The sequence below is a fragment of the Heminiphilus faecis genome (genome assembly GCF_008728965.1).
GTDB classification, from domain to species: Bacteria; Bacteroidota; Bacteroidia; order Bacteroidales; family Muribaculaceae; genus Muribaculum; species Muribaculum faecis.
Window position 1 is genome coordinate 15,115 of the sequence record NZ_VSMC01000013.1, and the last position, 25,653, is coordinate 40,767.

The 25,653-nt window shown below is 50.9% G+C and carries 21 protein-coding genes and 5 tRNA genes; 5 read left to right on the plus strand and 21 right to left on the minus strand.

Annotation, left to right across the window (positions count from 1 at the left end):
- Window positions 1-5: 5 nt before the first annotated feature.
- From secE to FW767_RS07015, 7 genes are all read right to left on the minus strand, one after another.
- Complete coding sequence (secE, locus tag FW767_RS06985) at window positions 6-200, minus strand: preprotein translocase subunit SecE (protein WP_121699963.1); 195 nt, start codon at window positions 198-200, stop codon at window positions 6-8.
- A 14-nt stretch (window positions 201-214) separates the two neighbouring features.
- A tRNA-Trp gene (locus FW767_RS06990) sits at window positions 215-287 on the minus strand.
- Between the two features lie 49 nt (window positions 288-336).
- On the minus strand, window positions 337-1,521 hold the full coding sequence (gene tuf / locus FW767_RS06995; RefSeq protein WP_121699962.1) for an elongation factor Tu: 1,185 nt from the start codon (window positions 1,519-1,521) through the stop codon (window positions 337-339).
- Window positions 1,522-1,614: 93 nt separating this feature from the next.
- Window positions 1,615-1,686: transfer RNA gene (locus FW767_RS07000), tRNA-Thr, on the minus strand.
- A 12-nt stretch (window positions 1,687-1,698) separates the two neighbouring features.
- Window positions 1,699-1,771, minus strand: a tRNA-Gly gene (locus FW767_RS07005).
- 7 nt (window positions 1,772-1,778) lie between these two features.
- Window positions 1,779-1,861 (minus strand) — tRNA-Tyr (locus FW767_RS07010).
- Window positions 1,862-1,914: 53 nt separating this feature from the next.
- Window positions 1,915-1,988 (minus strand) — tRNA-Thr (locus FW767_RS07015).
- Between the two features lie 228 nt (window positions 1,989-2,216).
- On the opposite strand from FW767_RS07015, the gene FW767_RS07020 reads away from it, so the two are divergent.
- Window positions 2,217-4,019, plus strand: a complete 1,803-nt coding sequence (locus tag FW767_RS07020; RefSeq protein ID WP_121699961.1) for an aminopeptidase P family protein — start codon at window positions 2,217-2,219, stop codon at window positions 4,017-4,019.
- Between the two features lie 15 nt (window positions 4,020-4,034).
- Window positions 4,035-4,592: a gamma carbonic anhydrase family protein gene (locus FW767_RS07025; protein WP_121699960.1), complete on the plus strand. Its 558-nt coding sequence runs from the start codon at window positions 4,035-4,037 to the stop codon at window positions 4,590-4,592.
- Window positions 4,593-4,690: 98 nt separating this feature from the next.
- Here the strand turns inward: FW767_RS07025 and trpS are convergent, their stop codons facing one another.
- From trpS to FW767_RS07080, 11 genes are all read right to left on the minus strand, one after another.
- Window positions 4,691-5,779, minus strand: a complete 1,089-nt coding sequence (trpS, locus tag FW767_RS07030; protein ID WP_121699959.1) for a tryptophan--tRNA ligase — start codon at window positions 5,777-5,779, stop codon at window positions 4,691-4,693.
- Between the two features lie 323 nt (window positions 5,780-6,102).
- On the minus strand, window positions 6,103-7,032 hold the full coding sequence (locus tag FW767_RS07035) for a DUF5106 domain-containing protein (protein ID WP_150980422.1): 930 nt from the start codon (window positions 7,030-7,032) through the stop codon (window positions 6,103-6,105).
- Window positions 7,033-7,040: 8 nt separating this feature from the next.
- A complete protein-coding gene (locus FW767_RS07040; protein ID WP_121699957.1) occupies window positions 7,041-10,355 on the minus strand; it encodes a DUF4906 domain-containing protein in 3,315 nt (1,104 codons plus the stop codon).
- A 20-nt stretch (window positions 10,356-10,375) separates the two neighbouring features.
- Window positions 10,376-11,743, minus strand: a complete 1,368-nt coding sequence (locus FW767_RS07045; protein WP_121699956.1) for a hypothetical protein — start codon at window positions 11,741-11,743, stop codon at window positions 10,376-10,378.
- A gap of 27 nt (window positions 11,744-11,770) precedes the next feature.
- The gene (locus FW767_RS07050) at window positions 11,771-12,829 is read right to left on the minus strand and encodes a FimB/Mfa2 family fimbrial subunit (RefSeq protein WP_121699955.1); all 1,059 of its coding nucleotides are present in this window, start codon (window positions 12,827-12,829) and stop codon (window positions 11,771-11,773) included.
- Window positions 12,830-13,096: 267 nt separating this feature from the next.
- Window positions 13,097-15,097 (minus strand): fimbria major subunit, encoded by a 2,001-nt coding sequence (locus tag FW767_RS07055; protein WP_121699954.1) that lies wholly within the window; start codon window positions 15,095-15,097, stop codon window positions 13,097-13,099.
- 41 nt (window positions 15,098-15,138) lie between these two features.
- A complete protein-coding gene (locus FW767_RS07060) occupies window positions 15,139-16,569 on the minus strand; it encodes a DUF3868 domain-containing protein (protein ID WP_205523851.1) in 1,431 nt (476 codons plus the stop codon).
- Window positions 16,570-16,599: 30 nt separating this feature from the next.
- A complete protein-coding gene (locus FW767_RS07065) occupies window positions 16,600-17,181 on the minus strand; it encodes a DUF3575 domain-containing protein (protein WP_121699977.1) in 582 nt (193 codons plus the stop codon).
- 553 nt (window positions 17,182-17,734) lie between these two features.
- Complete coding sequence (locus tag FW767_RS07070) at window positions 17,735-18,121, minus strand: YkvA family protein (protein WP_121699952.1); 387 nt, start codon at window positions 18,119-18,121, stop codon at window positions 17,735-17,737.
- A 27-nt stretch (window positions 18,122-18,148) separates the two neighbouring features.
- A complete protein-coding gene (locus tag FW767_RS07075) occupies window positions 18,149-18,931 on the minus strand; it encodes an inositol monophosphatase family protein (protein WP_121699951.1) in 783 nt (260 codons plus the stop codon).
- A 58-nt stretch (window positions 18,932-18,989) separates the two neighbouring features.
- The gene (locus tag FW767_RS07080) at window positions 18,990-19,460 is read right to left on the minus strand and encodes an Lrp/AsnC family transcriptional regulator (protein WP_121699950.1); all 471 of its coding nucleotides are present in this window, start codon (window positions 19,458-19,460) and stop codon (window positions 18,990-18,992) included.
- Window positions 19,461-19,596: 136 nt separating this feature from the next.
- Here FW767_RS07080 and FW767_RS07085 point away from each other — a divergent pair, with 136 nt between their 5' ends.
- The 3 genes from FW767_RS07085 to FW767_RS07095 are packed head-to-tail and all read left to right on the plus strand — an operon-like array spanning window position 19,597 to window position 21,728.
- Complete coding sequence (locus FW767_RS07085; protein WP_121699949.1) at window positions 19,597-20,127, plus strand: GNAT family N-acetyltransferase; 531 nt, start codon at window positions 19,597-19,599, stop codon at window positions 20,125-20,127.
- Between the two features lie 22 nt (window positions 20,128-20,149).
- Window positions 20,150-21,049 carry a metal ABC transporter solute-binding protein, Zn/Mn family gene (locus FW767_RS07090; RefSeq protein ID WP_121699948.1) on the plus strand — a complete coding sequence of 300 codons (900 nt, stop codon included), beginning with the start codon at window positions 20,150-20,152 and terminating at the stop codon, window positions 21,047-21,049.
- Window positions 21,033-21,728: a metal ABC transporter ATP-binding protein gene (locus FW767_RS07095; protein ID WP_121699947.1), complete on the plus strand. Its 696-nt coding sequence runs from the start codon at window positions 21,033-21,035 to the stop codon at window positions 21,726-21,728. The genes FW767_RS07090 and FW767_RS07095 overlap by 17 nt, the downstream gene beginning before the upstream one ends.
- Window positions 21,729-21,736: 8 nt before the next feature.
- On the opposite strand, the gene FW767_RS07100 is transcribed toward FW767_RS07095, so the two are convergent.
- Genes FW767_RS07100 through FW767_RS07110 form a run of 3 tightly spaced genes read right to left on the minus strand, consistent with a single transcriptional unit; the run spans window position 21,737 to window position 25,652 of the window.
- Window positions 21,737-22,612 (minus strand): DMT family transporter, encoded by an 876-nt coding sequence (locus FW767_RS07100; RefSeq protein WP_121699946.1) that lies wholly within the window; start codon window positions 22,610-22,612, stop codon window positions 21,737-21,739.
- A gap of 9 nt (window positions 22,613-22,621) precedes the next feature.
- Entirely contained in the window at window positions 22,622-24,910 is a 2,289-nt protein-coding gene (locus FW767_RS07105; protein WP_121699945.1) for a cation:proton antiporter, read from the minus strand.
- Between the two features lie 16 nt (window positions 24,911-24,926).
- Window positions 24,927-25,652: an MgtC/SapB family protein gene (locus tag FW767_RS07110; protein WP_121699944.1), complete on the minus strand. Its 726-nt coding sequence runs from the start codon at window positions 25,650-25,652 to the stop codon at window positions 24,927-24,929.
- Between the last annotated feature and the right edge of the window lies 1 nt (window position 25,653).

The following is a 25,653-nucleotide window of genomic DNA, read 5'->3' on the forward strand; positions in this document are numbered from 1 at the left end:
AAGTATTAAAGACTGTAGATGAAGTGCATGAAGTAGTTGATAATCTGATCAAAAACAAGAATGATCAATGCTATGATGACGGAAGCTATCAACACAATGCAACTGCTTTTGATCAACTGACTCTTGGTAGGCCAAGAAGTCTTATATCGTAATTCGGTATAAGACTCCTCTATATCCGTAAGTAATTTTAATTTCTTCATTTCTTTTATTTTTGCACGGGATGAGAGACTCGAACTCCCGACACCCGGTTTTGGAGACCGGTGCTCTACCAACTGAGCTAATCCCGTTTGTTATCGCGCCCCGCGTTGATGAACGAGGCGCGATGTATATCGATTATTAGTCGAGGATCTCAGTGATCTGACCAGAACCAACAGTGCGACCGCCTTCACGGATAGCAAAGCGAAGACCTGCATCGCAAGCAACCGGGTTGATGAGCTCAACAATGATCTCAACGTGGTCACCGGGCATTACCATTTCTACACCTTCGGGAAGAGTGATCTCACCGGTCACGTCAAGAGTACGGATGTAGAACTGGGGACGATAGTGGTTGTGGAACGGAGTGTGACGGCCACCCTCTTCTTTCTTCAGGATATAGACAGAAGCCTTGAACTTGCTGTGAGGCTTAACAACACCCGGATGGCAGATTACCATACCGCGCTTGATATCCTTCTTGTCGATACCACGGAGGAGAAGACCTACGTTATCACCGGCTTCACCCTGATCAAGAAGCTTGCGGAACATTTCAACACCGGTAACAACCGACTTCATGTCAGCGCCAAGACCCATGATCTGCACTTCGTCACCAACCTTAACAATACCGGTTTCAATACGGCCGGTAGCAACAGTACCACGACCAGTGATCGAGAACACGTCCTCAACAGGCATCAAGAAAGGTTTGTCGATGTCGCGGGGAGGCAGAGGTATCCATTCGTCAACGGCATCCATAAGCTCCATAACCTTTTCAACCCACTGAGGCTCGCCGTTAAGCGCACCGAGAGCAGAACCGCGGATGATAGGAGTATTGTCACCGTCATATTCGTAAGACGAAAGAAGGTCACGCATTTCCATCTCAACGAGGTCAAACATTTCCTCGTCGTCAACCATATCGCACTTGTTAAGGAAAACAACGATACGGGGAACGTTCACCTGACGAGCGAGAAGGATGTGCTCGCGAGTCTGGGGCATAGGACCGTCGGTTGCAGCACAAACGATGATAGCACCGTCCATCTGAGCAGCACCGGTAACCATGTTCTTAACGTAGTCGGCGTGTCCCGGGCAGTCAACGTGAGCATAGTGACGACTTGCAGTCTCATACTCAACGTGAGAAGTATTAATGGTTATACCACGTTCTTTTTCCTCGGGAGCGTTGTCGATCTGGTCGAACGACTTAACTTCAGAAAGACCCTTCTCTGCAAGCACTTTGGTGATAGCGGCAGTCAAAGTAGTCTTACCATGGTCAACGTGACCGATAGTACCGATGTTAACATGCGGTTTGGTTCTTTCGAATTTCTCTTTAGCCATAACTGTTTTGTTATTTTATTGTAATTATTGAAATTTCTTCTTTTACACAAGCACCGCGAAAGCGAAACTACGCTTTCGTGGGCCGTAATTTTGAGCCGATGGCGGGATTTGAACCCGCGACCTCTTCCTTACCAAGGAAGTGCTCTACCCCTGAGCTACATTGGCGACATTTCTTTGAGCGGAAGACGAGGCTCAAACTCGCGACCCTCAGCTTGGAAGGCTGATGCTCTATCAACTGAGCTACTTCCGCAGTTACGTGGGCGAAGATGGATTCGAACCACCGAAGGCATAAGCCAGCAGATTTACAGTCTGCCCCATTTGGCCACTCTGGTATTCGCCCTGATAAAATTACGCTCCGCAATACAGAAAACGCAAGTTTACTTTTCCATTTTGAGCCTCTTGTCGGATTCGAACCAACGACCCCGAGATTACAAATCACGTGCTCTGGCCAACTGAGCTAAAGAGGCGTTTTATCTTAATGCTTGTGCTCTGTTAGGAGCGTCAAGCGGGTGCAAAGTTACGCAGTATTTTTTTTCTTTCCAAATTTTTTGAAGCTAATTTTCATTAACATCTTTTTTTTGGTTTCGCTGCGTTTTGCGGTCACAAAGGTAGCATTTATTTTTCAACTTAAAGCCTATTGGTTCATCTTTTTTTCGTATGTTTGCAGCACACATTAATTAATATAGCAACCAAATATGACTAAAGAGATAAAAAAACGCCTCGGTACATTGCGGCAAGCCATGGCGGCATCAGGCATAGACCTTACGGTCATACCCCACTCTGACCCTCATCAGAGTGAATACATGTCGCCTCAATGGCATCTGCGCGAGTACTACAGCGGATTCAACGGTTCGGCCGGTGATCTTGTGGTGACACCTGACGAAGCTCTCCTTTGGACCGATTCGCGTTATTTCCTCCAAGCGGCGCAGCAACTCGAAGACACCGGTATAAAACTGATGAAAGCCGGTCTGCCCGACACTCCATCTATAGCCTCCTTCATAATAACCGCACTTAAACCCGGCCATACAGTCGGCATAGACGGACTTATATATTCAGCCGACGAGTCTGAAAGACTTGAGAAGACGCTTGCGCGGCACGATATAAAACTCGCCACCGATTTTACAGCCGCAGCCGACAACCGTACCTACAGACCGGAGCTCCCCGACAGCCCTGTATTTATATATGAGGAGAAATACGCCGGTGAAGGAGCCAAGCATAAAATCGGTAAAATTCTCAATGCCGCGGCCGGCCAAGGCGCAGAAGCGGCATTTGTCACGGCTCTCGACGAAATAGCATGGGCGCTCAACCTCAGAGGCTCCGACGTTGCATACAATCCGGTATTCGCCTCGTTTCTATATCTTTCAGCCAGAGGTTCTACTCTCTTTGTCGACGATATAAAACTCGACGGTCAGGTAAAAGAATATCTTGACGCATTAGACATCACACAGGCGCCATACTCCGAAGCGGCATCTTTCCTTTCGGCATTGCCCTCCGATGTCAGAATACTTGTCGACCCTTCCAAAGCGTCAAGAGCGTTTATCGACGCTCTTGGTGACAAAGCCGTAAAAACCGCCTCTCCGATACCGGAACTCAAGTCACTGCGCAACGAAGTGCAGGTTCAAGGGTTGCACGATGCAATGTTGCGCGACGGTGTGGCCCTCGTCAATGGTTTTGCAGAACTGGAGACGCGGTTGTCGGCAGGCGAACGGGTGACCGAAATGGAAGTCGGACGCATACTGTCAAGATACCGGGCCGAGCAACCGCTCTACTTCGACGACAGCTTTGGCACGATAGCCGGCTTCAAGGAACATGGCGCCATAGTCCACTATGAGGCCGATGTGGCTTCCGACGCCGTAATTGCAGGCGATGGACTTCTGCTTGTCGACTCCGGCGCACAATACCTCGACGGCACTACCGACATAACACGTACCATATCGATCGGAGACCCGTCACCGGAAGAACGCCACGACTTCACGCTCGTGCTGAAAGGCCACATAGCACTTGCCATGGCTGTATTCCCTGAAGGCACACGTGGCGCGCAGCTCGATGCGCTAGCCCGCATGCCTATGTGGGCCGAGGGCAAAGGCTACCTCCACGGCACAGGTCACGGCGTAGGACACTTCCTCAACGTCCATGAAGGGCCGCAGAGCATACGGCTCAACGAAAATCCGGTCACACTCAAGCCGGGCATGCTGACATCCAACGAACCGGGCATATATCTTACAGGCAAGTACGGCATACGCTGCGAGAACCTGATGCTTACCGTACCGGCGTTTACCACCGACTTCGCGCGATTTCTGAAGTTTGACACTGTCACGCTGTTCCCATTCGACCTGCGGCTTGTAGACACCGCCATGCTTACCGATGAAGAGCTCCGTTGGCTTAACGAATACCACAAGCGTGTACACGACACCCTGTCGCCATGCCTTGACGAAAAAGGCCGCGCATGGCTCGACCACAAAACCCGGCCGCTTACAAAAAACGAATACTCCGATTAATATACTCTAACAATTATGGCACTCATAAAAAAAGTAAGGGGCTACACCCCGGTCATAGGCAAAAACTGCTTTCTTGCCGACAACTGCACGATAATAGGCGACGTCATCATGGGCGATGACTGTAGCATATGGTTCAACACAGTTCTGCGCGGCGACGTCAATTCAATCAAAATCGGCAACCGGGTCAATATTCAGGACGGCTCGGTGCTGCACACCTTATATCAGAAATCGACCATAGAGATAGGCAATGACGTGTCGATAGGCCACAATGTGACTGTACACGGAGCCAAAATCCATGATTTTGCGCTAATAGGCATGGGAGCCGTGGTCATGGACGATGCGGTGGTCGGCGAAGGTGCTTTGGTAGCCGCAGGCAGTGTCGTGCTATCACGTACACAGATTGGCCCCAATGAACTGTGGGGAGGCGCTCCGGCAAAATTCATCAAGATGGTCGATCCTGAACAGAGCAAGGAGATAAACCGAAAAATCGCGAAAAACTACCTGATGTACTCCACTTGGTACGACGCCGAAGCTGACAACGAGGCCGGCGTAGAAGCCGAGCGCACCGAATAACGACCAGCCTAAACTTAAACAATAGCGGGCATCGTGACAGCACGATGCCCGCTATTGTTTTATTGGACCAATCAGCCTTATTAGACTAATTGACTCTCTTACTTGCCCGAGTATTTCTTGGACTGCTCGCTTACAAGGTCCATGTCGTCGAAGTAGTTTATGCGCATGGCACGACGCACGTCATCAAGAGTCGACGCAGCCACCCGGCGTGCTTCCTCTGAACCACGCTTCAGTATGTCATACACCGCCGGTATATTCTGCTCCCACTCTTTACGGCGCTCGCGTATCGGGGCAAGTTCCTCCTCGATGACCGCGGCAAGAAACTTTTTCACCGTACCGTCGCCCAGACCGCCACGCGTATAATGGTCCTTCAGCTCCTGAAGATTTTTGTATTCCGGCAGGTAACGTTCAAAATGTTCCTCCTTGCAGAAAGCGTCAAGATATATAAACGGGCAGTTTCCTTCAAGATGTCCCGGGTCACACACATTTAGATGCAACGGATCGGTATACATGCTCTTGACTTTTTTTGACACCTCCTTGGCGCTGTCGCTAAGATAGATGCAGTTGCCGAGCGATTTGCTCATCTTGGCCTTGCCGTCAGTACCCGGCAGACGCTGGCATGCCTCGTTTTCAGGCAACAGTATCTCCGGCTCTACAAGAGTGTCGCCATACACGTTGTTAAACCGGTTTACTATCTCTCGCGTAAGCTCTATCATCGGAGCCTGATCCTCTCCTACCGGCACCGTCGTTGCCCTGAATGCGGTTATGTCTGAAGCCTGACTCACCGGATAGCAGAAAAATCCTACCGGTATGCTCTGTTCGAAGTTGCGCATCTTGATCTCCGTCTTCACTGTAGGATTGCGCTGTACGCGCGACACAGTCACAAGATTCATATAATAAAACGCAAGCTCCGTAAGTTCAGGCACCTGCGACTGGATAAAGATCGTAGTCTTTGAAGGGTCAATACCGACCGACAGGTAGTCGAGAGCCACCTCGATAATGTTCTGGCGCACCTTCTCCGGATTATCGGCGTTGTCGGTAAGAGCCTGTGCATCGGCTATCATGACAAATATCTTGTCAAACTCTCCCGAATTTTGCAGCTCGACTCTACGCTTCAGCGAGCCCACATAATGCCCAAGATGCAATTTTCCTGTGGGCCGGTCGCCCGTAAGTATGATTTTTTCCATTCTGTCAATAGTTTAATTTTCCACAAAATTACATCTTTTGACCCAATATTAAAAACAATTACATCAATTAGCCTATTCTGCCCGATTTCTCCGGCAAAAGGGTGAGACTGACGCCTCACCCTTATCAAAGAACATAAGTATTACATGAGCCTTTTCACAAAGGCGGTTTCGGTCAAGGCACTGATTAAGTCTCAGGTGCCCTTCCCTTCAAAAAAACAGTATCTCACGACACCTTTCCTATTCTCATAAGCACTATGCCGTTCCGCCCCACTAAAAAAATCAAATCTAAAAAACTCTGCATTAAAAACATATATAAAAAATATCTAACATCCTATCGTCTTCAACAGCCGGTCCACCGGAGGGTCATTTAGCACTACACGCCCCTCGCCGTCAAGCAGATAAAACACCGGTAGCGCCGGCAGCGAATAGAGCTCGTCGACAGTCTCGGCGGCAAGTCCCACCGTCCATTGCGGAGGAAATGCATCTATGCCCCTCTCCCATAATGACCTGTCATCTTCCACATCAACCGCTATCATACGCACGCCCTCAGGCAGCCGCAACCCCTGAAGCGCCTGCAGCACGGCTTTGCACCGCTCACAGTCCGGATCATAAAACATAAGCAGTGTCGCCCCTGACCCCGCAGTCCCCTCGTGAAGCCGGTGCCGCTTGCCGTCGCGCGTAATATAGGCAAAGTCGGCCGCCTTCATCCCGGGACGGTTGCGGCTGGCCATGGCAAGCCGATGGGCCGCGCGCAGCCGACCGGCCTCACCGAGCAGATCGTCCACGGCCATACGGTCGAGAAACACCATATACATGTCCTCGTCGCGCATCGGCGAATTAGGATCGGCAAGATACTTCTCCACCACGCCGCACAGAAACTCATACGGCTCCCGGCCACCGGCCGCCGCGCAATCCATCAGCCGCCCCACGGCCACGCTCCTCGCATCATGCCCGGCCATAGCCGCAAGCCCGAGAAAATTGGCGAAGTTCTGCTCCATAAACGCTGTGTCGAGGCTCAACCGACGGTTGCCGAAGTCCATCTCGTCCCAGAAGTGCTCTATGGCATATCCTGCACGGGCCGAAGGTTCCGTCAAAGAGTCCGGCACCTCTGGCAGCGGCAACTCACCCGGCATATCGGCCGCCCGAGCCGTCGGAGCCGCACCCGCATCAGCCGGCGCCGACTTCGGCCCACCCGAGCACCCTGTCCAAATCAGTGCTACAGTAAATAAGATTATCTCAGCCCCAAAGCGCATACACTATATTATCGATTGTTCACAATATCGTTATACGATTTATTGGCCTCGGATGCAGTAAGGTCACGTACGCAGCGTACCACATTAATCCCATTAAACTCCTGCGCTGTAGCCAAACTTGTTCTGACAGTGAGTATTCTATAATTACGACTTACATCACCCGAACCAACAGCCGGAGTTGCATTCGAGTAATACTCTTGTGTACAAGTCATAAACTGACTTGTTGTATTGCCATTATCGCTTAAGATCCCCATTCGGCGCATAATCACAACCTCCGACTGATTCGGAACCCGCCATCCGGTTCTGCCGCTACTCTGATTCAACGTGGCGCATGGAGTAGCATCATTAACCGAATTCTGATAACGGGTGAATCCGGCATTACTATTTGCAAAAGTAACAGTTGCCTCCTCGTTAGATGCAGAGATACCGTTGCCTTTTACAGCTATTTCAAATCCATATCTGCCGAGAGCATTGTTAATACTGTTTGACTTATGCATAGGCAATGGCGTCGTACGATTTTCACGGAGAGCGGTACCATAATACGCCCGGATCTTAACTACACCACCTCCTGTATCGGCGTCCTTATCTTTATCATAATAAGCGGCCTCGACTTTTTCGCCGGAAGAAACGCTTGTAAGGTCAGTACCAAGATTACGTATGCATCTCACCTGCCATGGAGCATAACTATATTGATTAGCAGAACCATAGAAGGAACTTGATGACATGCCTTCATCGGCCCAAACTATAATATTATCACTTGTTATGAAATGATACAACGTATTACCTCCGTTAGTACAAGCATATGTCAATGTACCCTGCTGATAGTCCATAAGCGGCTGCGCCAATGTTCTGCGCCCAAGTATCATACGCACATATTTGCCTGAAGCCGGCACATACCATTTCAATTCAGGCGCGTCAATGATTCCGTTTCCGTTCTCGTCGCGGTTGCGGTTCATGCACGCAAACATTGACTCTACATATTGACGGCTGTTACCGCTAATCTGAGGGTCATACTCGCTCGACACACCGTTATAAAACCCGGCAGTACCATTAAGTCCGGAAGTAATAAGTACTTGATGCGGCACATTATAGGTTCCTGATGCCGTATTGAAATAATCAGCGGCATACTGCATTTGTGCCCTATTGGTTATGGCATTGACGCTTTGAAGAGCGTTCATCGTAAGGTATTCATTCCATCTGCCGGCTGTACTGCCGCCGTTGCGGCCACCGGCTTTCAGCCACACGTTGTAGCGCCCGTTGTCAGGGTCAAGACCGTCACTACCCACCGCACTGGTCCATCGCATATTCATGCCAAACGTCTCATTGGTATGCTCAATGCCCAAAGCGGTGCTTATGTCAGTATCGTCCAAGTTATAATAAGTCTGTATTGATTGTTGCGTCAGAGCATATTTCGACCGGTAATAGACGCTCTCCCCGTCATCCGATGTTTCCTGACTGACATTGAACCAAGCCTGACGCGGTTTTTGGTTCACATAAGCATGCCAGTCATTACCTACCTCATTGCCCCAATCGGTATCACCATAACGCGGCACATAAGCATTCTCGTTGACATATACGGTAAAGTACTGCCCCCTCTCTTCTGAAGTACGCAGCTCACCGGCATAATACTTGACAACATCACCTCCGGCTGTCAAATCGGGATAAAGCGCAAGCCTGCGCTCATTGGCAGTGGATTGACCCGTTATTCCGGTAGGCACAAACTCAATCCAGTCATAGAACCGGAACTCCTCGGAGTCTTTTTCGGGAATATTTCCGGTACCGTCATTAAACTGCTGTATCACATGCTCCTCACCGTTATAGTAGGACCTCATCGTAAAGCTGAAATTCTTTATCTCCTCCTGCGTCAGGTATATGTTAAACACACCGGAATGTGCGTCAAGATGCTCAAGGCGGTCGGTGACATCAGTCACTGTACCTGCGGCACCGGGTTGCCGCTCTCCCATACGGAAAGCCTCAAGAATGACGCTGTTGGCCGTACGTACCCTCACATTATAGGTGTATATTGAATTACGCAGATTGTTAAAGTCGGTAGCCACATTATTTATATAGCCCAGATGCACTATATACACCACCTCAGCCGTGCGACTTTGGACTTCATCAGGAAGTGTGCCCGTTCCGTCACCTGTGCCTATCTCCTCCGGATTATCAAGATTATTGCCATCCCGGTAAGTCACCGTGGCGTAGATCTCCACATAAGTTGCGTTATTATTAAGCGTAGCCGTCTCAGTAGAACACAGACTCTCATACACTCCGGTGTTTTTATTGCCGTTCTTGTATTCAATTTCACGCTTCTGATAGGCATTCTCACCCGTTACACCGTCAAAAAATTCGGAACGTCCCGTGCGCTTGTTTTCCATCATCCAGAAGTCAAAAGAGGTGACTCCGGCCGATGCCACCGGTGCCACATTTGAAAGCGATGTAGGGTAATTTCGGTTTTTTGACGCGTCAGGCTGCATGGCATCGCCGGCATTGGCGTAATCCGTGATTGCAGCCGGAGCATCCGCACTCTGCGAGCGCTCATATAGCCAGCTGTAGGTAGGCACATTGCGCACATAAAATGACTCCACGTTAATATCGACTATATCGCTGCCGGGCTCTACACTTACATTAAACTTCACCTGCGAGTAAGGCCTGCGCAGATGTACCATGCCACTCAACGTCACCTTTTCATCTTGGCCTGCTTCAGGTATCGCCGCAGGCTTGACCGCCGTCCAGTCGGCAGGATCGCTTGTACCCTCATAGTAGACACCGCTCATAGTCATCGGGGCCTGCGGTTCGGAAAGCACGGCCGCATTCTGGAACACACCTCTCTCTATTACGATGCTACGAAAATCGGTCCATGACGAGACTCCCGCGAGTAATTCCGACAGCTTAGCGGCAGCGCCCGGCTCTCCCGATGCATTGAGTTTGTAGCCGTCGTTAACGTCAGGATTGGCCACGGCCACTATATAGCTCATGCCGGAGCGGGTGGTTATATTATTCAGCGTCCATTCATTATGATTCTTGACACCCGACGTAAAGCCGCTGTCACCATCGGTAAACAGATGACTGTAAGTCACATTGCCGGTATTGACGTTAAAGATGCCCACCCAAAGCGAATTTACCCTGAAAAGATCATCTTGCGACATATCGGCTCGCGAAGTCAACTGTGGCATCTCGGGAGTCGATATCTTCAGATTAATTCGGGTATACAAACCCTCCTCCACAGCCGCCCCGGGCACTATATCGTCGGTGCATGACCACATAAGGACCGCCAGCAGAAAGAGCACCGATACATATCTGTTATATAATCTCACTATCATAGCTGTTATTTTCTATACCTTTAATTAAAAGTAGGAATGTCTATGGAATATTCACTCATCGGACACACCGTATACCGCACGTAAAGCTCCGTCTCCGTGCTCACGCTGTTTATCTCATACCTGTATATGCTGTTGCGAAGAATATCCACATATCGGCCTGTGGCTATACCGTTGTTGTACTCGGCAAGCTTCATCTCATATACGGGGTTGTTTTCGTCACCGTCATGACCTCCGGCCATTTTGACAGTCACTTGTACCCATGCCTTCTCACGCCCGTCAAGAGCATAGGGGGCGTATTCCGCTACATAGGCCGAATAGACGCGGCATCCGTCAGCACGCGCCGCCGTAGCCTGACCGTCGTAATAAAATCCCACAACGGCCGCTGAATTCTGCGTTGCCTGACCGTTTCCCCCCTGATGCAGTACGGCAAAGCTAAGCGGCTCATTATAACGGGCATCCGACGGTATGCTCGGAGTACTCACATACTGGGTCTCGACAGTACCGTCCACACTCCAGTTGTCCAAAGCAGGCAATATCGATGCGCGGCTCCAGCATCCGTTCAGCTCTACTTTGTCAATCGACGCCCGGTCCGCCGGATCGGGCTGGATGGTGGCGTCGCCGTCACCTGTGGCGCCTATACGGTCGATGACCTCGATCTTTGCTATGGCTCTAAGCATATTTATATCCTGCGAACCGTCGGCAGCCACCGACAGATTGACCGGTCTGTCCTCCGTACTGTTTACAAGCTCGTCCTTCGATATGCTGAAATACTGTATTCCCGACATGGGTATATACTGTTTGTTCTCTATCGAAGGCTCCCACAGGTAGCCACTGTTGCCATCGTCTTTAGCAAGTGGAAATCCGAATGTACCCACCGTCTTTGCATCGCAGAGTTGCTGTAAATTCATGCCCGGAGCAAAACCGAACCGGCTCGGCGAGTGAGCGGCCTCATTGCCTGTCACCATTATATGGAAGTCTGCATAAGGCCCGTCCGATTCTATAAAATACGACTGCGCTATGCTCGCCTTGACCGTATACTTCACGTAATTGCCTCCGTCCTCCGGCACTACATCGGGCATAAAGGTGGTCATCACATTGCCCTCTCCGTCCAGCAGGATGAAGCGCATCGACGCAAGGTCAAGATAATTTTCATCGGCATACCCCAGTTGGGTTTCGTCAGGCGCCGCAACCGCACGCGAATCACGATGCGCCGCAGGTAGTTTGCGGGTCACTACCGTAAACTGCATTGTCAGTTTCTTGCCCTCATCGGCCGTCACGTCAGGACAATCGGCATTTTCACCGATACATCCCGCGGACGGCATAACGGCTGCAGCAAGCATCGCTGCCGTTACACATGACCAGAGGTGCCTTTTCAATCCGTATTTCATTTTTGATGTTGCCGTATCGTTATACAATTAAAGATCCTCATCCTGTTCAGGCACAATCCGCCAGCCGTTTATGCTGATGCCGCCGGCTGTATACCAGTTCTTGTCGGCATCGATAAAGAACGCGAGAGTATGCTCATCCATGCGGTCAAGATAAGCCTGATCGCTGTAAAGACCCTGATAGTGGCCTTTGACCATGACAAGATACCGTATCAGATCAAGATTGATGATTACAGTCATGTCATCCTTGCGCGTTACGCGGAGCATGGGCCTGCGGTCGGTCATAAAACGTCCGGTAGTCAGTTCCGCCATGAGTCCTGATGGCAACTGACTGTCATCGGCCTTTGACTCGTTGCGGTCGGCTGCGAGCATTCGCGTAGCCCACGGACGATAAGATACCGTGGTGGTACCCATAAGATTGTTGCGATGGTCCATCGCACTGTTGTCGGCCAATATCTCTATCAGAAAATCATCGGCTTTCATCTCGGTACCGTCGATATTTTCAAGCACCACCTTGAGCACATTGGTGTCCTTCATAAGATTTATAACCGGCAGGTCGATATGACCGTATGCACCGGCCTCACACGTCACTCCGCTTACCGTTCCGTAAAATATCGGCTTTATATCCTGATCTACGTAATAATCACCGGCTGCTTCCTTCAGCGGCAAAGTAGCCGACAGGGCGCTCATCGAGGAGGGCTGCGCCCCGCCACCTATGGCAAACACCGCCGGGTCGGCCGTCGGAGAGTCACCGCCGCACCACGCCACCATGTCGTAAGTACCCGGCAGAAGATCGATATCCATCCCGTAGTCGCCCGATTCAAGCGATGCTCCGCTGTCTGACTTGCTGAGCACGAGCTGGCCGTGACGGTCAAAGACATAGAGCGTGACCGACGTGACTTGCGATGCAAAAGCATCGGCATTCAGTATATTGGTTGTAAATGTAAAAGGTACCCGGTAATGAACCGAGCAGTCGCCCTGATCTTCATAAATCATCGAATCACATGAACTTAAACCCAACACCAACGCACTGATCATAGCCAGTGTCGGTGTCGGTTGAGCCATACCGCGCATTGTAGGATGTATCATTTTATAATGTTTTGTTTATTATCTTTATATATAGTGGAGTCTGACATCTGTTTATATGACATGAGACTCTCGTTATGGTCTGTTTCAGTGGTTTCGCTTCCCTTGACGGGATTCTGAAACGGCAGCAGTATGTCTGTTGCGGTAATTTCACCGTTGCCGGTGTTTGCGGCTTACTTGATATGAACCGCTATTCATGATAAAGGCGAGGGAAGCACCAAGGGATGGTTCCCTCGCCTGATTTGAATTATAATGTTAAGAATGAACTCATCATAGCTCGACTCCCTGAATGGGAACGAGTCGCCAAGCGAGTATGTTAAGACGGGCGGCTACATAATAGTTGTCAGGATCCATGGGGGGCACGATAGGCTGGTCGGCGCTGCGAAGACCTACTCCGAGTCCTTTGATACTGCTTACGTTCAGGTTGTATACATGGTTGCGTACAACTCCGAAGTCACCGCGACGCATGTTCTGCCATTTGTATACATTGGATTTTTCGTTGGCGTCCTCTACCACCTCTACGCCGTTAAGGTTCTGGCCGAAGCCCAGATGACGGATAGGAATCGAGAAGAACGCAAGACCGTCGGAGAACATCTGGGCGGTAGATACTGTCTTCCACAACAGACGGTTGGCTGCGGCAAGGTTATCTTCGGTTATGACCTCATAAGCCTTGGTTGTACCGTCGTAGAAGTACAGAGCCTGATTTTCGGGAAGATTATTTTTAAGCTGCAATGTCACAAGACGTCCGGCCACATTCTCCGTGCCGCGTACAGCGGCTTCAGGATGCTCGATTTCAAACCAGTCTCCATTCGTAGCGCTCTGTTCACCATTTTCGTCCAGATAGATCACACTCTGATTGGCAAGCATAGTGGATTTAAGCAGAGCCACATCGCCATAATAATTATCCTTGCCTTCTTTCTTGCCGTAAAGATAAAAATCGGAGTTATCGTCAGCTGTAGCCAGTTTATAATTGCCCACTATGACTGCCGATGCCACAACGGCTTTATTGTTCAATGTCGTCGATATTATATTATCTATGCTGGCGGTTGTCTCGCGCGAGTAGAAGTAACCCGATGCCTCATCATCCTTTGAACCCGCTTCTGTTTTGAAGCCGTCTGTCGCATTCCAAGCTATACCCGGGTCGGAAGGTCTGCTGCCGTCAATGCCGTTGGCTATCTGGTTATAGGTGAAGTAACGCAGATCATACGGAAATGCCGTTTCCCAGTCATTCTTGTCGGTTATGTTGTCTGATACACGGGGATAATCATTTGCATAATACGAAGGCGAGCATGCCCAGAATGAGCGATGGTCGCCATCCAAATTCCATATGGGCATACCTGTATTTTTAAACGCATCCTCCATTTCGGCCCAAGTCGCGGGATTGGTCGGGCCTGCCGCTGCGCTGGTGGAAAATGCCTTCGTGACATAAGTCTCCTCGTCAATAGCATTAGGACGCCAATAAGCGGGTGTGAACTTGATGCTGCCTGCACTGATACTGCCGTCAGCGCCGACTACGTTCACCGCGTTGGGTTCTATGTTGCCGGGCTCCAGCGTAAGACCGATTTTGGCGGCATAACGCTCTACAAAAATATTGACTACCGCATCGTCGCCGGTAGCGGCGTCAGCTTCAGCCTCCGTATCAAAAAGTTTACCGTCTACGATAGGTGTAGCCATCATGCGTACTTTTGACTGGCCCGATATCGGATCAGTACCGTAATAAACGGAGTTGCTCATTGCGAAGTATTCGGTACCGCCCACACTCTTCTTGATGCGCACACGTGTCGCTCCTTCAAGCTCCTTAAGGGTCATAGTCGATATGCCGGTCTCGTCGATAGGGTTCACATAACACATCACATAGGCCGGTTTATTCTGTCCTTGAGTCATCTCGACCGGAATTGTCGACTTCCAGAACCGGGTGACATTACTGTTGCCCCATACATCTGTAGAGGGTGCTTTATCGCTCCATCCGTCGGCAAGTTCGTCGCCTGTCACCGACTTCATGGTAGCCGTAGGATTGCCGGCTCCGTCGTAGAATACGAACACGAGTTTATTGACAGCGCTTTCAGCTGCTGAACCGTCCTGAAAGTCGGCACGGCCGCCTTGATTGACGCCACTCGTAGGATTGCAGATAGCGACAGTCATATACTGCGTCTGATCAGCCTCGACCTTACCGGGGTCCTGCCCTTTCATGGGTTCGTCACCGGAGCACGATGATAAAGCACCCATTGCAAGAAGTGCGGCTGCTCCGGCATAAAATTTAATTGTTTTCATCTTTAAATGAATTAAATGAATAAAAAGAGTATTGATGATGATTATTTATTGTTCAGTTCGAGCCATGATGTGTATTCGTCAAGCTGTGCCATGGCGTCGTCGGCCTCCTTCACGCCTTTCTGCCGTGCTTTTTCAAGTCCGGCACGGGCGGCTGTGTAGTCGCCCTGACGGGCCGCAAGAACGGCGCGGGCATAGACGGCTTCGGGAGTATCGCCTGACTTGGCCAGATACCGCTCAGCGTTGACAAGGTCGCCGAATGACAGCGCTGTCACTCCGGCATTGAGATTGGCCTCGGGAGCGTCGGGATACATACGCACGGCCACTTCGAAGACCTCCCGGAAACGGTCGGAGTCGGCCGGCAGCGACTGTGCCAGTATGTAAAGCTCGTGCAGGCTCAGTTTACGCGGATCGGCGGCCATGACCTCCGCTATCTTGGCCGGATCGCTGAACGACGACACCACGTAGGTTATCGTATAGTCGCTGCGGCGCAAGGCCGGATATACATTGTCGAGCAGATAGCGGTACTGTCCGGGATAAGTACTCTTCAGTTTCCACTCGCGGACGTCGGGAGTGAGGTCGTCTGACGCTATGATGTCAAGTATGCCTTGGCGGTTGTCGATCTGCGACTCCTCGACCCGACGGCGAAGACCGTCCCAGTCCTCGGCCACTGAAGCAGAGCGCAGCAACTCGGGCGAAAACGAATACAGGTCGCGCACATAGCCGGCGAGAGCGGCCGTACGCCCCTCGGCAAGCCGGGCATTGTTCTCGTACGGGCCCTCGGGCGAGGCATGGCCCGTAACGGTTATGCCCTCTATGCGCGAATCCGCGTCGTCCCGCACTGCGTCGATAGTGGCGCGTATGGACCCGAGCTCCTCGGGATTACGACGGTAACCGGCCTCGATATCGGTGCGATTGACCTTGAAGTCGATATAGGCCTGCCCCTTTACAGAGCGTTCTTTACGGGTCTCTACCCGTGGAGTTATGTAGACCCGCTGCGGAGCAAATGTACGCTCGCGGAAGTCGAGTTGAGCCACATCGGTCATAACGGAGCTTATCGGTTCAAAACCGCAGCCACACAGGTCCTCCGACAACGACAGCACCGCACTCTCCATCCACCGGCTGTAGGGTATTATGGCGCTGTACTCCACATCCGAACCCGGCCGCACAAGCATGTCGCCCGGCAAGGCGGTGCGGTGACGGATGTTCTGTATATAACGGTTACGACCCGCTACCGTCACCGACGGCAGAGTCACCGTACTGTCCGCGGCATGCAGTACGGGTATGAAGGTCACCTCGCGGTCACTTTTCAGTTTAAGTCCGGTGAAGTCGAGTGTCATATTGACCAACAGATTGTTGTCGGTACGCTCTACGCTGAGACCCTTCACGCGGCTGTCGGCGCTCTCGAGGATAGCGGCCGGCGATTGGACGGCCACTAAAAGCGCGGCGCCGAGGCTAAGCATTTTTATTGTCATAAAGCAGGCGTTCATGCTGGGTTAAAGAAATCAGAATACATACACAAGGTTGAGTGCAGCCTTCGTGGGGCCGAAGTAATTATGACGGCCCGAGCCTACGGCGCGGCCGCAACCGGCACACTCGTAGCGGTCAAAGCGCGTATGAATCCAGCCTATGCCGAGTTCGGCCTCGAGATTCCAATGACGCCCGAGCAACCAGCTGTAGCCGTAAGCCACACCGACACCGCCGAACCATCCTTGATAACGGTGGTCGTCAAGTGCGCCGAAGTCGGTGCCGAGCAGCTTGAAGTCCAAGTCAAGATGACCGGCATTGTACTGACCGCCGAGCAGATGACCGGCCACAAAGTGACCGCCAAGCGCCTCGCAGAACCAATAGCGCACTTCGGGCTGTACAAGCCAGTGCTTCCACTTCTTGCCCTCGTCGAGAGTCCATGCATTAAGATTGCCCGACAGGTCCACCGACCATCGGGGTGACACTTGAAGCTCCGCGCCGGCATTTACGGTAAGAGCGGCGTCATAGAGCAGATTGGTTTTGACAGCTAAATCCCGGGCTGACGTATGGACACAACCAAGCGCCCACAGCAGGACTGCTGCGAGAATTTTTATTTTCATATGTTTAGGGAATATCGGTCTTATATGCGCATCGCAAGCCTCATGGCATTCACTGGAGATAACCCCGCACCGCGGAGTAGGCGTACAATCGGCGGTGGCGTCAAGATGCTCAGGTGTCATCCGGGCACAGGACATAATCGGCGCCTGACTATCGGCACCGGTACAATGACCCGATTGGATAAAAAAAGTTCGTTGAAGCGTGTAAAAAGGATGGCGGCTCGGAGATAAGCCGCATAAAACACTAACTATCAGTGAGTTAGAGAAAAACGGGGGGGGTAATTTGCCCATTCCCGTTCATAAAGGGGAGTACTATATAAATTATACCTCTTCACAAATGCGATAAATATTGATTCTTTGCGACAGCGTCGCCGTAAATGATGATTATCACCGCAAATTAATGAATCTAATTTTAATTATGCAACTTTTTTAACAATTTTATTACTCATTGTTAACACATTGACTTCTCGACAGCTGCAATAACGCTTACGGCTACACCACGCATGCCCCCACACAGCAGGCCTTATCAGCCTTATGCTCCCGGTCTACACGCCTCTTAGCGGAAATCGGCAGGAAGGTCCTTGTCGGTGACCGCTGGAAACCAGCGGCCGAGGCGCTCCCTCGCACGGGATTTCGCTTCGGGAGTGATATTGCCCTTGATGGCATTGAGCGCGGCGATCACAGCCGCCATATCGTCGGAGAACCCGACAATAGGCATAGCGTCCGGTATAAGGTCCACAGGCAGGATAAAATATCCGAGCGCACCGTATATGATGGCCCGGTCCTTCAGCGGCAGCTTGGAATCAGTAACCACATAATACAGAAGAAGCACAAGATATACCAACGACGCACCGGCCGACTTGCCGATGGCCGACAACTTGTTTTTCAGGCCTTCTACAGAAAAATACTTCTGATAGTCGGCAAACAGCTGTTTGTCATTCATAGTACTTTTTGTATAAAATATGTAAAATCAAAGCTTGGCTCCCGATGAAAGCAGCGCAAGCAGACGGTCGTGTATGTCGGGGGTTCCGGCCACTAACGATATATTGCGGTCATGACGGAAATGCGTATACCGTCCTCCCGCCTCCTCGACCACAAGCAGCCCGGCACACACATCCCAAGCATGTAGATTCATCTCCCAGTAGCCGTCGAGAAATCCCGCCCCTACATAACACAGATCCATAGCGGCCGAACCGAGCCGGCGCAGTCCGCGCACACGCGGCATGACAGCCGCCACATTGTCAAGATTGTTGTCGGGATTACTGTCCTTGTCAACCGGAAAGCCCGTAGCCACAACACTGTGACCGAGCTCCGACTTGCAGGATACCGATATAGGGGTGCCGTTCAGATAAGCGCCCTCGCCTCTGACGGCATGAAACAACTCATTCAGATAAGGAGCGAATACCACGCCTATAAGCGGCTCTCCTTTATACTCCACCCCCACCGATACACTGAACTGCGGCAGTCCCTGACTGAAATTGGTAGTGCCGTCAAGAGGATCTATGACCCAACGGTAATCGCCTGTATGGTCACTCGCACCCGACTCCTCCGACAGTATCGAATGGTCGGGATATTCATCCCTGATATGTCCTATGAGCAACCGCTCGGCAGCCTTGTCGGCGGCCGTGACTATGTCACTGTCATTGAACTTGGATTCCACACCAAGCTCTTTTCCTCTGAAATAACTCATATGCACGGCACCCGCCTCGCGGGCCCATGACATAGCATTCAGCAGTAATTCCGGGCAATCCATATTTCTTCAGTTTTATACTACGTTATACTATATATAAATTGTTACCCGGCAAAAATGTTTATTCCTTGTTCTCAACAATAGGAAGCTGTCGTTTGAAAACCTCTTTAAAGGAAATCAGCGACTCGGTACGGGCCAGTCCGAGACCCTGAAGCTGCTCATGGATAATGTGCAGAAGGTGGTCGTTGTTGCGTGCATATAGTTTGATGAACATGTCATACTGACCGGTAGTGAAGTGCACTTCAACAACCTCGGGTATGGCCTTCAGTTTCTCGACAACCTCGTCAAACTTACTCGGGTCCTTGAGGAAGAAGCCTATGTAAGCGCACGTATCATACCCTACCGACGCCGGGTTGATAAGACATTCCGAGCCCCGGAGCACTCCAAGGGCCATAAGTTTCTGTATGCGCTGATGGATAGCAGCCCCCGAGACATTGCATTCGCGCGCTATCTCAAGAAATGGTTTACGTCCGTTTGTCGACAAAGTCTGAAGAATTTTGTAGTCCAAGGAGTCCAACTGTGCTTTAGCCATAAACTTATGATTTTAGTTCTTTGTTATATTTTGAAACTGTTAACTTTCGGAAAGCAAAATTACACATTTATATAATAATTCTATCAATTTTCAAATAAAAATTGTTTCTTTTTTCTTTTTAGACTAACTTTACGACATGAATATTACACTGATAAAGGCACACGGCACCGACATAAGCCTCGAACACTTCAGGAAAGTATATTTTGAAGCCTTTCCTGCCGACGAGCGCCGACCGTGGGATGACATGACCGACAAAATACACAACGGCCACGACATGTTCTCGGCCTATATGATTATGGACGGTGACACTTCCGTGGGCTTCATTACAGCATGGCAGTTTCCCGAAGTCGCCTACATAGAGCACTTCGCCATTGACCGCGCCTACAGACAGCACGGACTTGGTGCACTGGCCATTGACCGCTTCCTTTCGCTTACGTCAACTCCTGTGGTGCTTGAAGTGGAGCTTCCTGACTCCGGACCCATGGCCCGACGCCGCATCGACTTCTACCGTCGCCACGGCTTCACGGCGCAGCCCCGTTTCGAATACATACAACCGCCCTACACCGATGAGCTTCAGGAAGTGCCGATGATGCTTATGACCCGCGGCGACATAGATCTTGACAAGGCACGCCATCTGCTTCATCATTTCGTTTACGAAGCGATATGAAATATATGATTTTATAACGAAAATGAACAACTCGCACAAATACAACGGCACATACGCACACACGCTCGCCACAGCGGTCATGGCTCTGACAATCATAGCCGCAGTAATATTCACGTCCTGTGCGCGACAGCAATACAGCCGACCCACAATCACGGTAAGCATACAGCCGCAGAAGTATCTGCTGGAGAAAATCGTCGGCGACAAGTGGGACGTCAAGTGCCTGCTATCCAACGGCGCCAATCCCGAGTCCTACGACCCGAGCCTCACCCATCTGCTGAACCTTGAAAACAGCAAGGCATACTTCCGCATGGGCAACATACCTTTCGAGAGCGCCATCATAAACAAGGTACACAACAACAATCCGGCATTGAAGCTGTACAACAACTCCGAAGGCATATCGCTCATTACAGGAACCCATAGCCACGGCTCCGGACAGCGCGACGAAGAACCAGACCCGCACACATGGACCTCCGTGGTCAACGCACGCAAGATAGCGAGCAACATGTATAACGCCATGGTCGACCTCGACCCCGACAACAAAGGCTACTACGCCGACAATCTACGTTCGCTCCTGACCGAACTCGACGCGCTGCAAGATACGATAGCGGCAGGTCTGGCCGACAAGCGGGGCACGGCTTTTGTCGTATGGCACCCATCGCTGAGCTACTTCGCCCGCGACTACGGCCTTACCCAGATATCGCTCAGTCCCGAGGGCAAAGAGGCCTCCATAGGCATGCTTCAGGAAACTATCGATGACGCAAAAGCCCATGACGCAAAAGTCATGTTTTTCCAGAAAGACATCGACTCCCGGCAGGCGCAGGTAGCCAACGAACAGATCGGCGCCACTCTCGTAAACATAAATCCGCTCAGCTACCACTGGGACAAAGAAATGCTCAACATAGCCGATGCACTCTCAAAATGACATACTGATATCGCTCAGCGACATATATATGCAGTATGACCGCAAAATCATACTGCGTGACATAAACATCGACATCCGGCGCAACGACTTCCTCGCGATAACCGGCCCCAACGGAGGGGGCAAGACGACACTTCTGCGGCTCATACTCCGGCTTGCGCATCCCACCCGCGGACAGGTGCGTTACCTCAACCGCGGAGTGCCGGTAAAAAATCTGTCTATCGGCTATCTTCCGCAAAAGAATCTTATTGACAGCCGGTTTCCCATCACGGTAAAAGAGGTTATTGAGCTCGGTCTGCTCGCCGACAAGAACATAAACGACGCAGAGCGCAGAAAAAGGATATTCGACACAATCGAACTGATGGGCCTTCAGGACCACGCCGGCCACGCCATAGGAGAGCTGTCGGGCGGACAGCTTCAGCGTACCCTGATAGGCAGGGCGCTCATATCGCATCCTGACATACTCGTGCTTGACGAACCGCTAAGCTATCTTGACAAGCACTACGAGCATGAACTATACAATATAATTGCCGGATTGGCGGCCGACACGACAATAATACTCGTGTCACACGAGATGTCGACCATAGCCGGAATGGCCAACCGCCACATAATAGTAGACCATGAACTGCATGAATGCCAAGCAACGCGCCACTATGCCCACGCTTCATGCGACGAAGAGTGACCGGCACGTCAGCGGCTGCCCACCACAAGGAAAGCAAGACCTACAAGCAGAACGGAAAGGTCGACCAGCTTCAGACGTATGTTTTTCTCTCTCAGCACCGTCACTCCGTAAAGAAACGACACGATGACGCTGCCGCGGCGTATCATCGACACAACGGCTATCATAGAGCCGTCGATTGACAACGAATAAAAGTAGGCAATGTCGGCAACGGTCAGGAATATCGATATAAAAGGTATGGCCCAGCTCCAGCGGAATGGCACCGACGAGCCTTTCACTTTCAGAAGCACGGCTATAGTGGCCCCCATGATCAGCAACTGATAAAACGAATACCATGCCTGAACCTCCAACGGTTCATAAAAACGAAGCAGAAACTTATCATATAGAGCGCTGACCGCACCCATAAACGTGGCGCCGATGCTAAACCAAAGCCACCGGCTCTCTTTCAAAGAGAATCCCTCGCGTCCTCCTATGCGGCTTATGAAGTACAACGACACAAAACCGAGCGCTATACCGGTCCACTGCATCCAGTTAAGACGCTCGCCAAATATAATCAACGCACCCACAAGCACTATCACCGGGCGGGCAGCATTCACAGGTCCGACTATAGTGAGAGGCAGATGCTTGATGCCGAAGTAACCGAGCAGCCATGATGACAGCACGATAAATGACTTCAGCACGATAAGCATATGGCCCGACACGGTATTTCCGAGGCCGTAATTGCCCGCCCACAACCCGGCTATGATGACCGGCGACATGAGCAGAGCGCTGAAAAGAGTATTGAAAAACAGTACTACAAGCACATTATTGCCTGCGACCGAAATCTTCTTGAATATATCGTAAGCGCCGAGACACAGCGCCGACAGTATGGCAAGAGCAATCCACATGGCAACAGTTTACTTAAGTTTGGCTATGCGTTTTGGGTCGCCCACTATCCACAATATATCATCGGGACGAAATACGGTACTGCCAGTAGGATGATCATAAGTACCGTCGGGATGCTGTATGGCCACGAGGAGCGCGCTATACTTGTCGCGTATCTGCGCAGAGGCCGAAGTCTGCCCGATAAGTGGCGACGTTTCAGACAGCTGTATATTCGTAAACTTCATGTCATTGACCGAACTGTCTATTACCGAGTCTGGATTAGCTTCAAGAATAGGCAGCAGTTTTTCAATCTGCTCGTCGGTGCCTATGACACCCACCACGTCGCCGGGAAACAGGCGCATGTTTCCGTTAGGCACCGCGATTGTGGTACCGGCACGCTGTATACTGGCCACATTCACCCCATAACGGCGGCGCAGGTCGGAATCGACAAGACGCTCACCTACATAAGGATAATTGTACCCTACCTCAATATAGGCCATGTGCATGTCGCTCACAAGATTGTTGTTCTTACCGCTTCGCCGGAGCTCACGCTCGTTCAGATTGTTAAAAAACCTCGACTCGATGACCCTCATCTGTTTTTTAAGTCTTCCCGACCAAGCTCCTATAAGTATGAAGAATATCACAAAACCCACTATCCAGCCCACTCTCGCCGAGTGTATGACACTGAGAGTATATATGATGAAACCAAGCGACAACACAGCCCTGAACACACCCATCACTATAAGCGGCACGTCAAAATGCGCATTGGCGGCGATAAGACGCTCACGCTCGGTCCTGCGAGAGGCCGGCATGGCAAGCGCCAGCAAGAAAGGCGACATCATCACCAAAGCAGTGGCGCTGCATATGAAACGTCCCCATGAGGGAGTCACCTCAAGCATCCACGGAAGAAGATACTTGACACATACGAGTATTATGGCGATTATGACACTTGAATAAAGCAGAATACGCCACATATAACGCTTCAGCACCGACATCCACAAAGCCTTTGTCTCACTCTCGGAGGAAGCCTTGTCGCTGTACCGGTCGATAAGGAAATGCCACCGCTCGGGCAGCACCCGCTCCACAATCTTGTAAAACGGACCGGCCATGCGTATGAAGTAAGGCGTGGTAAAAGTCGTAATGACCGACACGGCAACCACTATCGGATATATGACAGGGTCAAGCACACCCAACGACATACCGAGCGAAGCGATGATAAACGCGAACTCTCCTATCTGAGTCAGCGAAAATCCCGACTCGATAGCTATTTTCAGCGACTGTCCGGTTATAAGCATACCGAAAGTGCCGAACACAATCATGCCCACGACGACAACAGCAGAGAGTATGAGTATAGGCGAACTGTACTCTACGATGATATGCGGGTTCACCATCATGCCCACGGAGATAAAAAACACCGCTCCGAACAGGTCTTTGACCGGCGTTATCACCTGTTCTATACGCTCGGCGTAGCTTATGCCGGCTATTATCGACCCCATGACAAATGCACCGAGTGCGAGCGAGAAACCGCAGTATACAGAAAACACAGCCATGCCGAAACACAAACCCACGGAAATAATAAGCAGTGTCTCGTTATTAAGATACCTGCGTATGGCATTAAGAAGCGACGGAAGCACATAAACACCGACAAGAAACCATATGACAAGGAAAAACACGAGCTTGCTTATGCTGAAAAGCATCTCGGTACCCTCGACGCTCTTGTTGATAGCTATAGATGACAGTATGACCATCATCAATACCGCAAAAAGGTCCTCCACGATAAGCACGGCAAACACAAGCGAAGCGAACTTCTTCTGCCGCAGATTGAGATCGGTAAACGCCTTGATGATTATAGTGGTGGATGACATAGACAGCATGCCGCCGAGAAACAGGCTGTTCATGTGCGAGAAGTGAAGCACATGTCCTATGGCAAATCCTGAAGCCATCATGCCGGTGACTATGACAAGCGCAGTGACTACTGCCGACCCGCCCACATTAAGCAGTTTCTTGAAACTGAACTCCAACCCGAGCGAAAAGAGCAGCACCACGATACCAAGTTGCGCCCAAAACTCAATATTGCTCTCGGTAGTCACCGAAGGGAGGTACTCGAAGTGTGGACTTGCCAGAAATCCGGCCACGATATATCCCAGTACCACAGGCTGCTTCATCCACTTGAACAGCACGGTGACCACAGCACCGAGTATTAGTATAAACGCAAGATCCGACACGAGATTCTCCACCTGTATGTCGGAAATAACCTCGGCAGTATCCGATGCAGCTCCTTCGGCGGCGGGAATCAATGCCGATATAATAGATAGTATCATCGTATGAAATCTCTTTTTATATGCTTACTTGATTGGCCATCGATATGGCGTCTGTAGGCTTGACCTGACGCAACTCGGAAAAAAGCTTAAGATAATTGGTGCTCTCGCGTATCAACACCACAAGATTGAGCCGTGTGACCGGCCCCGTATAGTCATACTCCACGTAAACATTGGTCAGATGCACTCCATGCCGCATGAGCACCTCCCGGTAGCCCTCTATATCCTCGGCTATGACCGACAGCTTGATCCTTATTATACGCGATTCGACCCCGACGTTTATACGATGCTCCCAGCGCTCGATAACGACAAGAATGAGCAATATGAGTCCGGTGGCTATGATAGACAGCAGATACAGGCCTACACCTACAGCCATGCCTATGGCTGCTATCATCCATATGCCGGCGGCAGTCGTAAGACCGCGCACCGAACCTTTCATCTGTATTATGGCTCCGGCACCGAGAAAACCGATACCTGTCACAACCTGCGCGGCTATACGCCCCGGGTCGCCGTTTTTAAGTCCCATGTATTCCTGCGGGACATATATCGACAGAAGCATGGCGAGAGTGGCGCCCATTGATATAAGAGCGAAAGTGCGCACACCGGCTATCTGTCCCTTGCGCTTGCGCTCAAAACCCACACAACACCCCAAGATAAGACTGAGACACAGCTTGAAAATCGACGAAACCGTGTTGACTTCGATGGAGTTTATGTCCTCGATAACAGTTGTCCAGAGCCCGGCCATA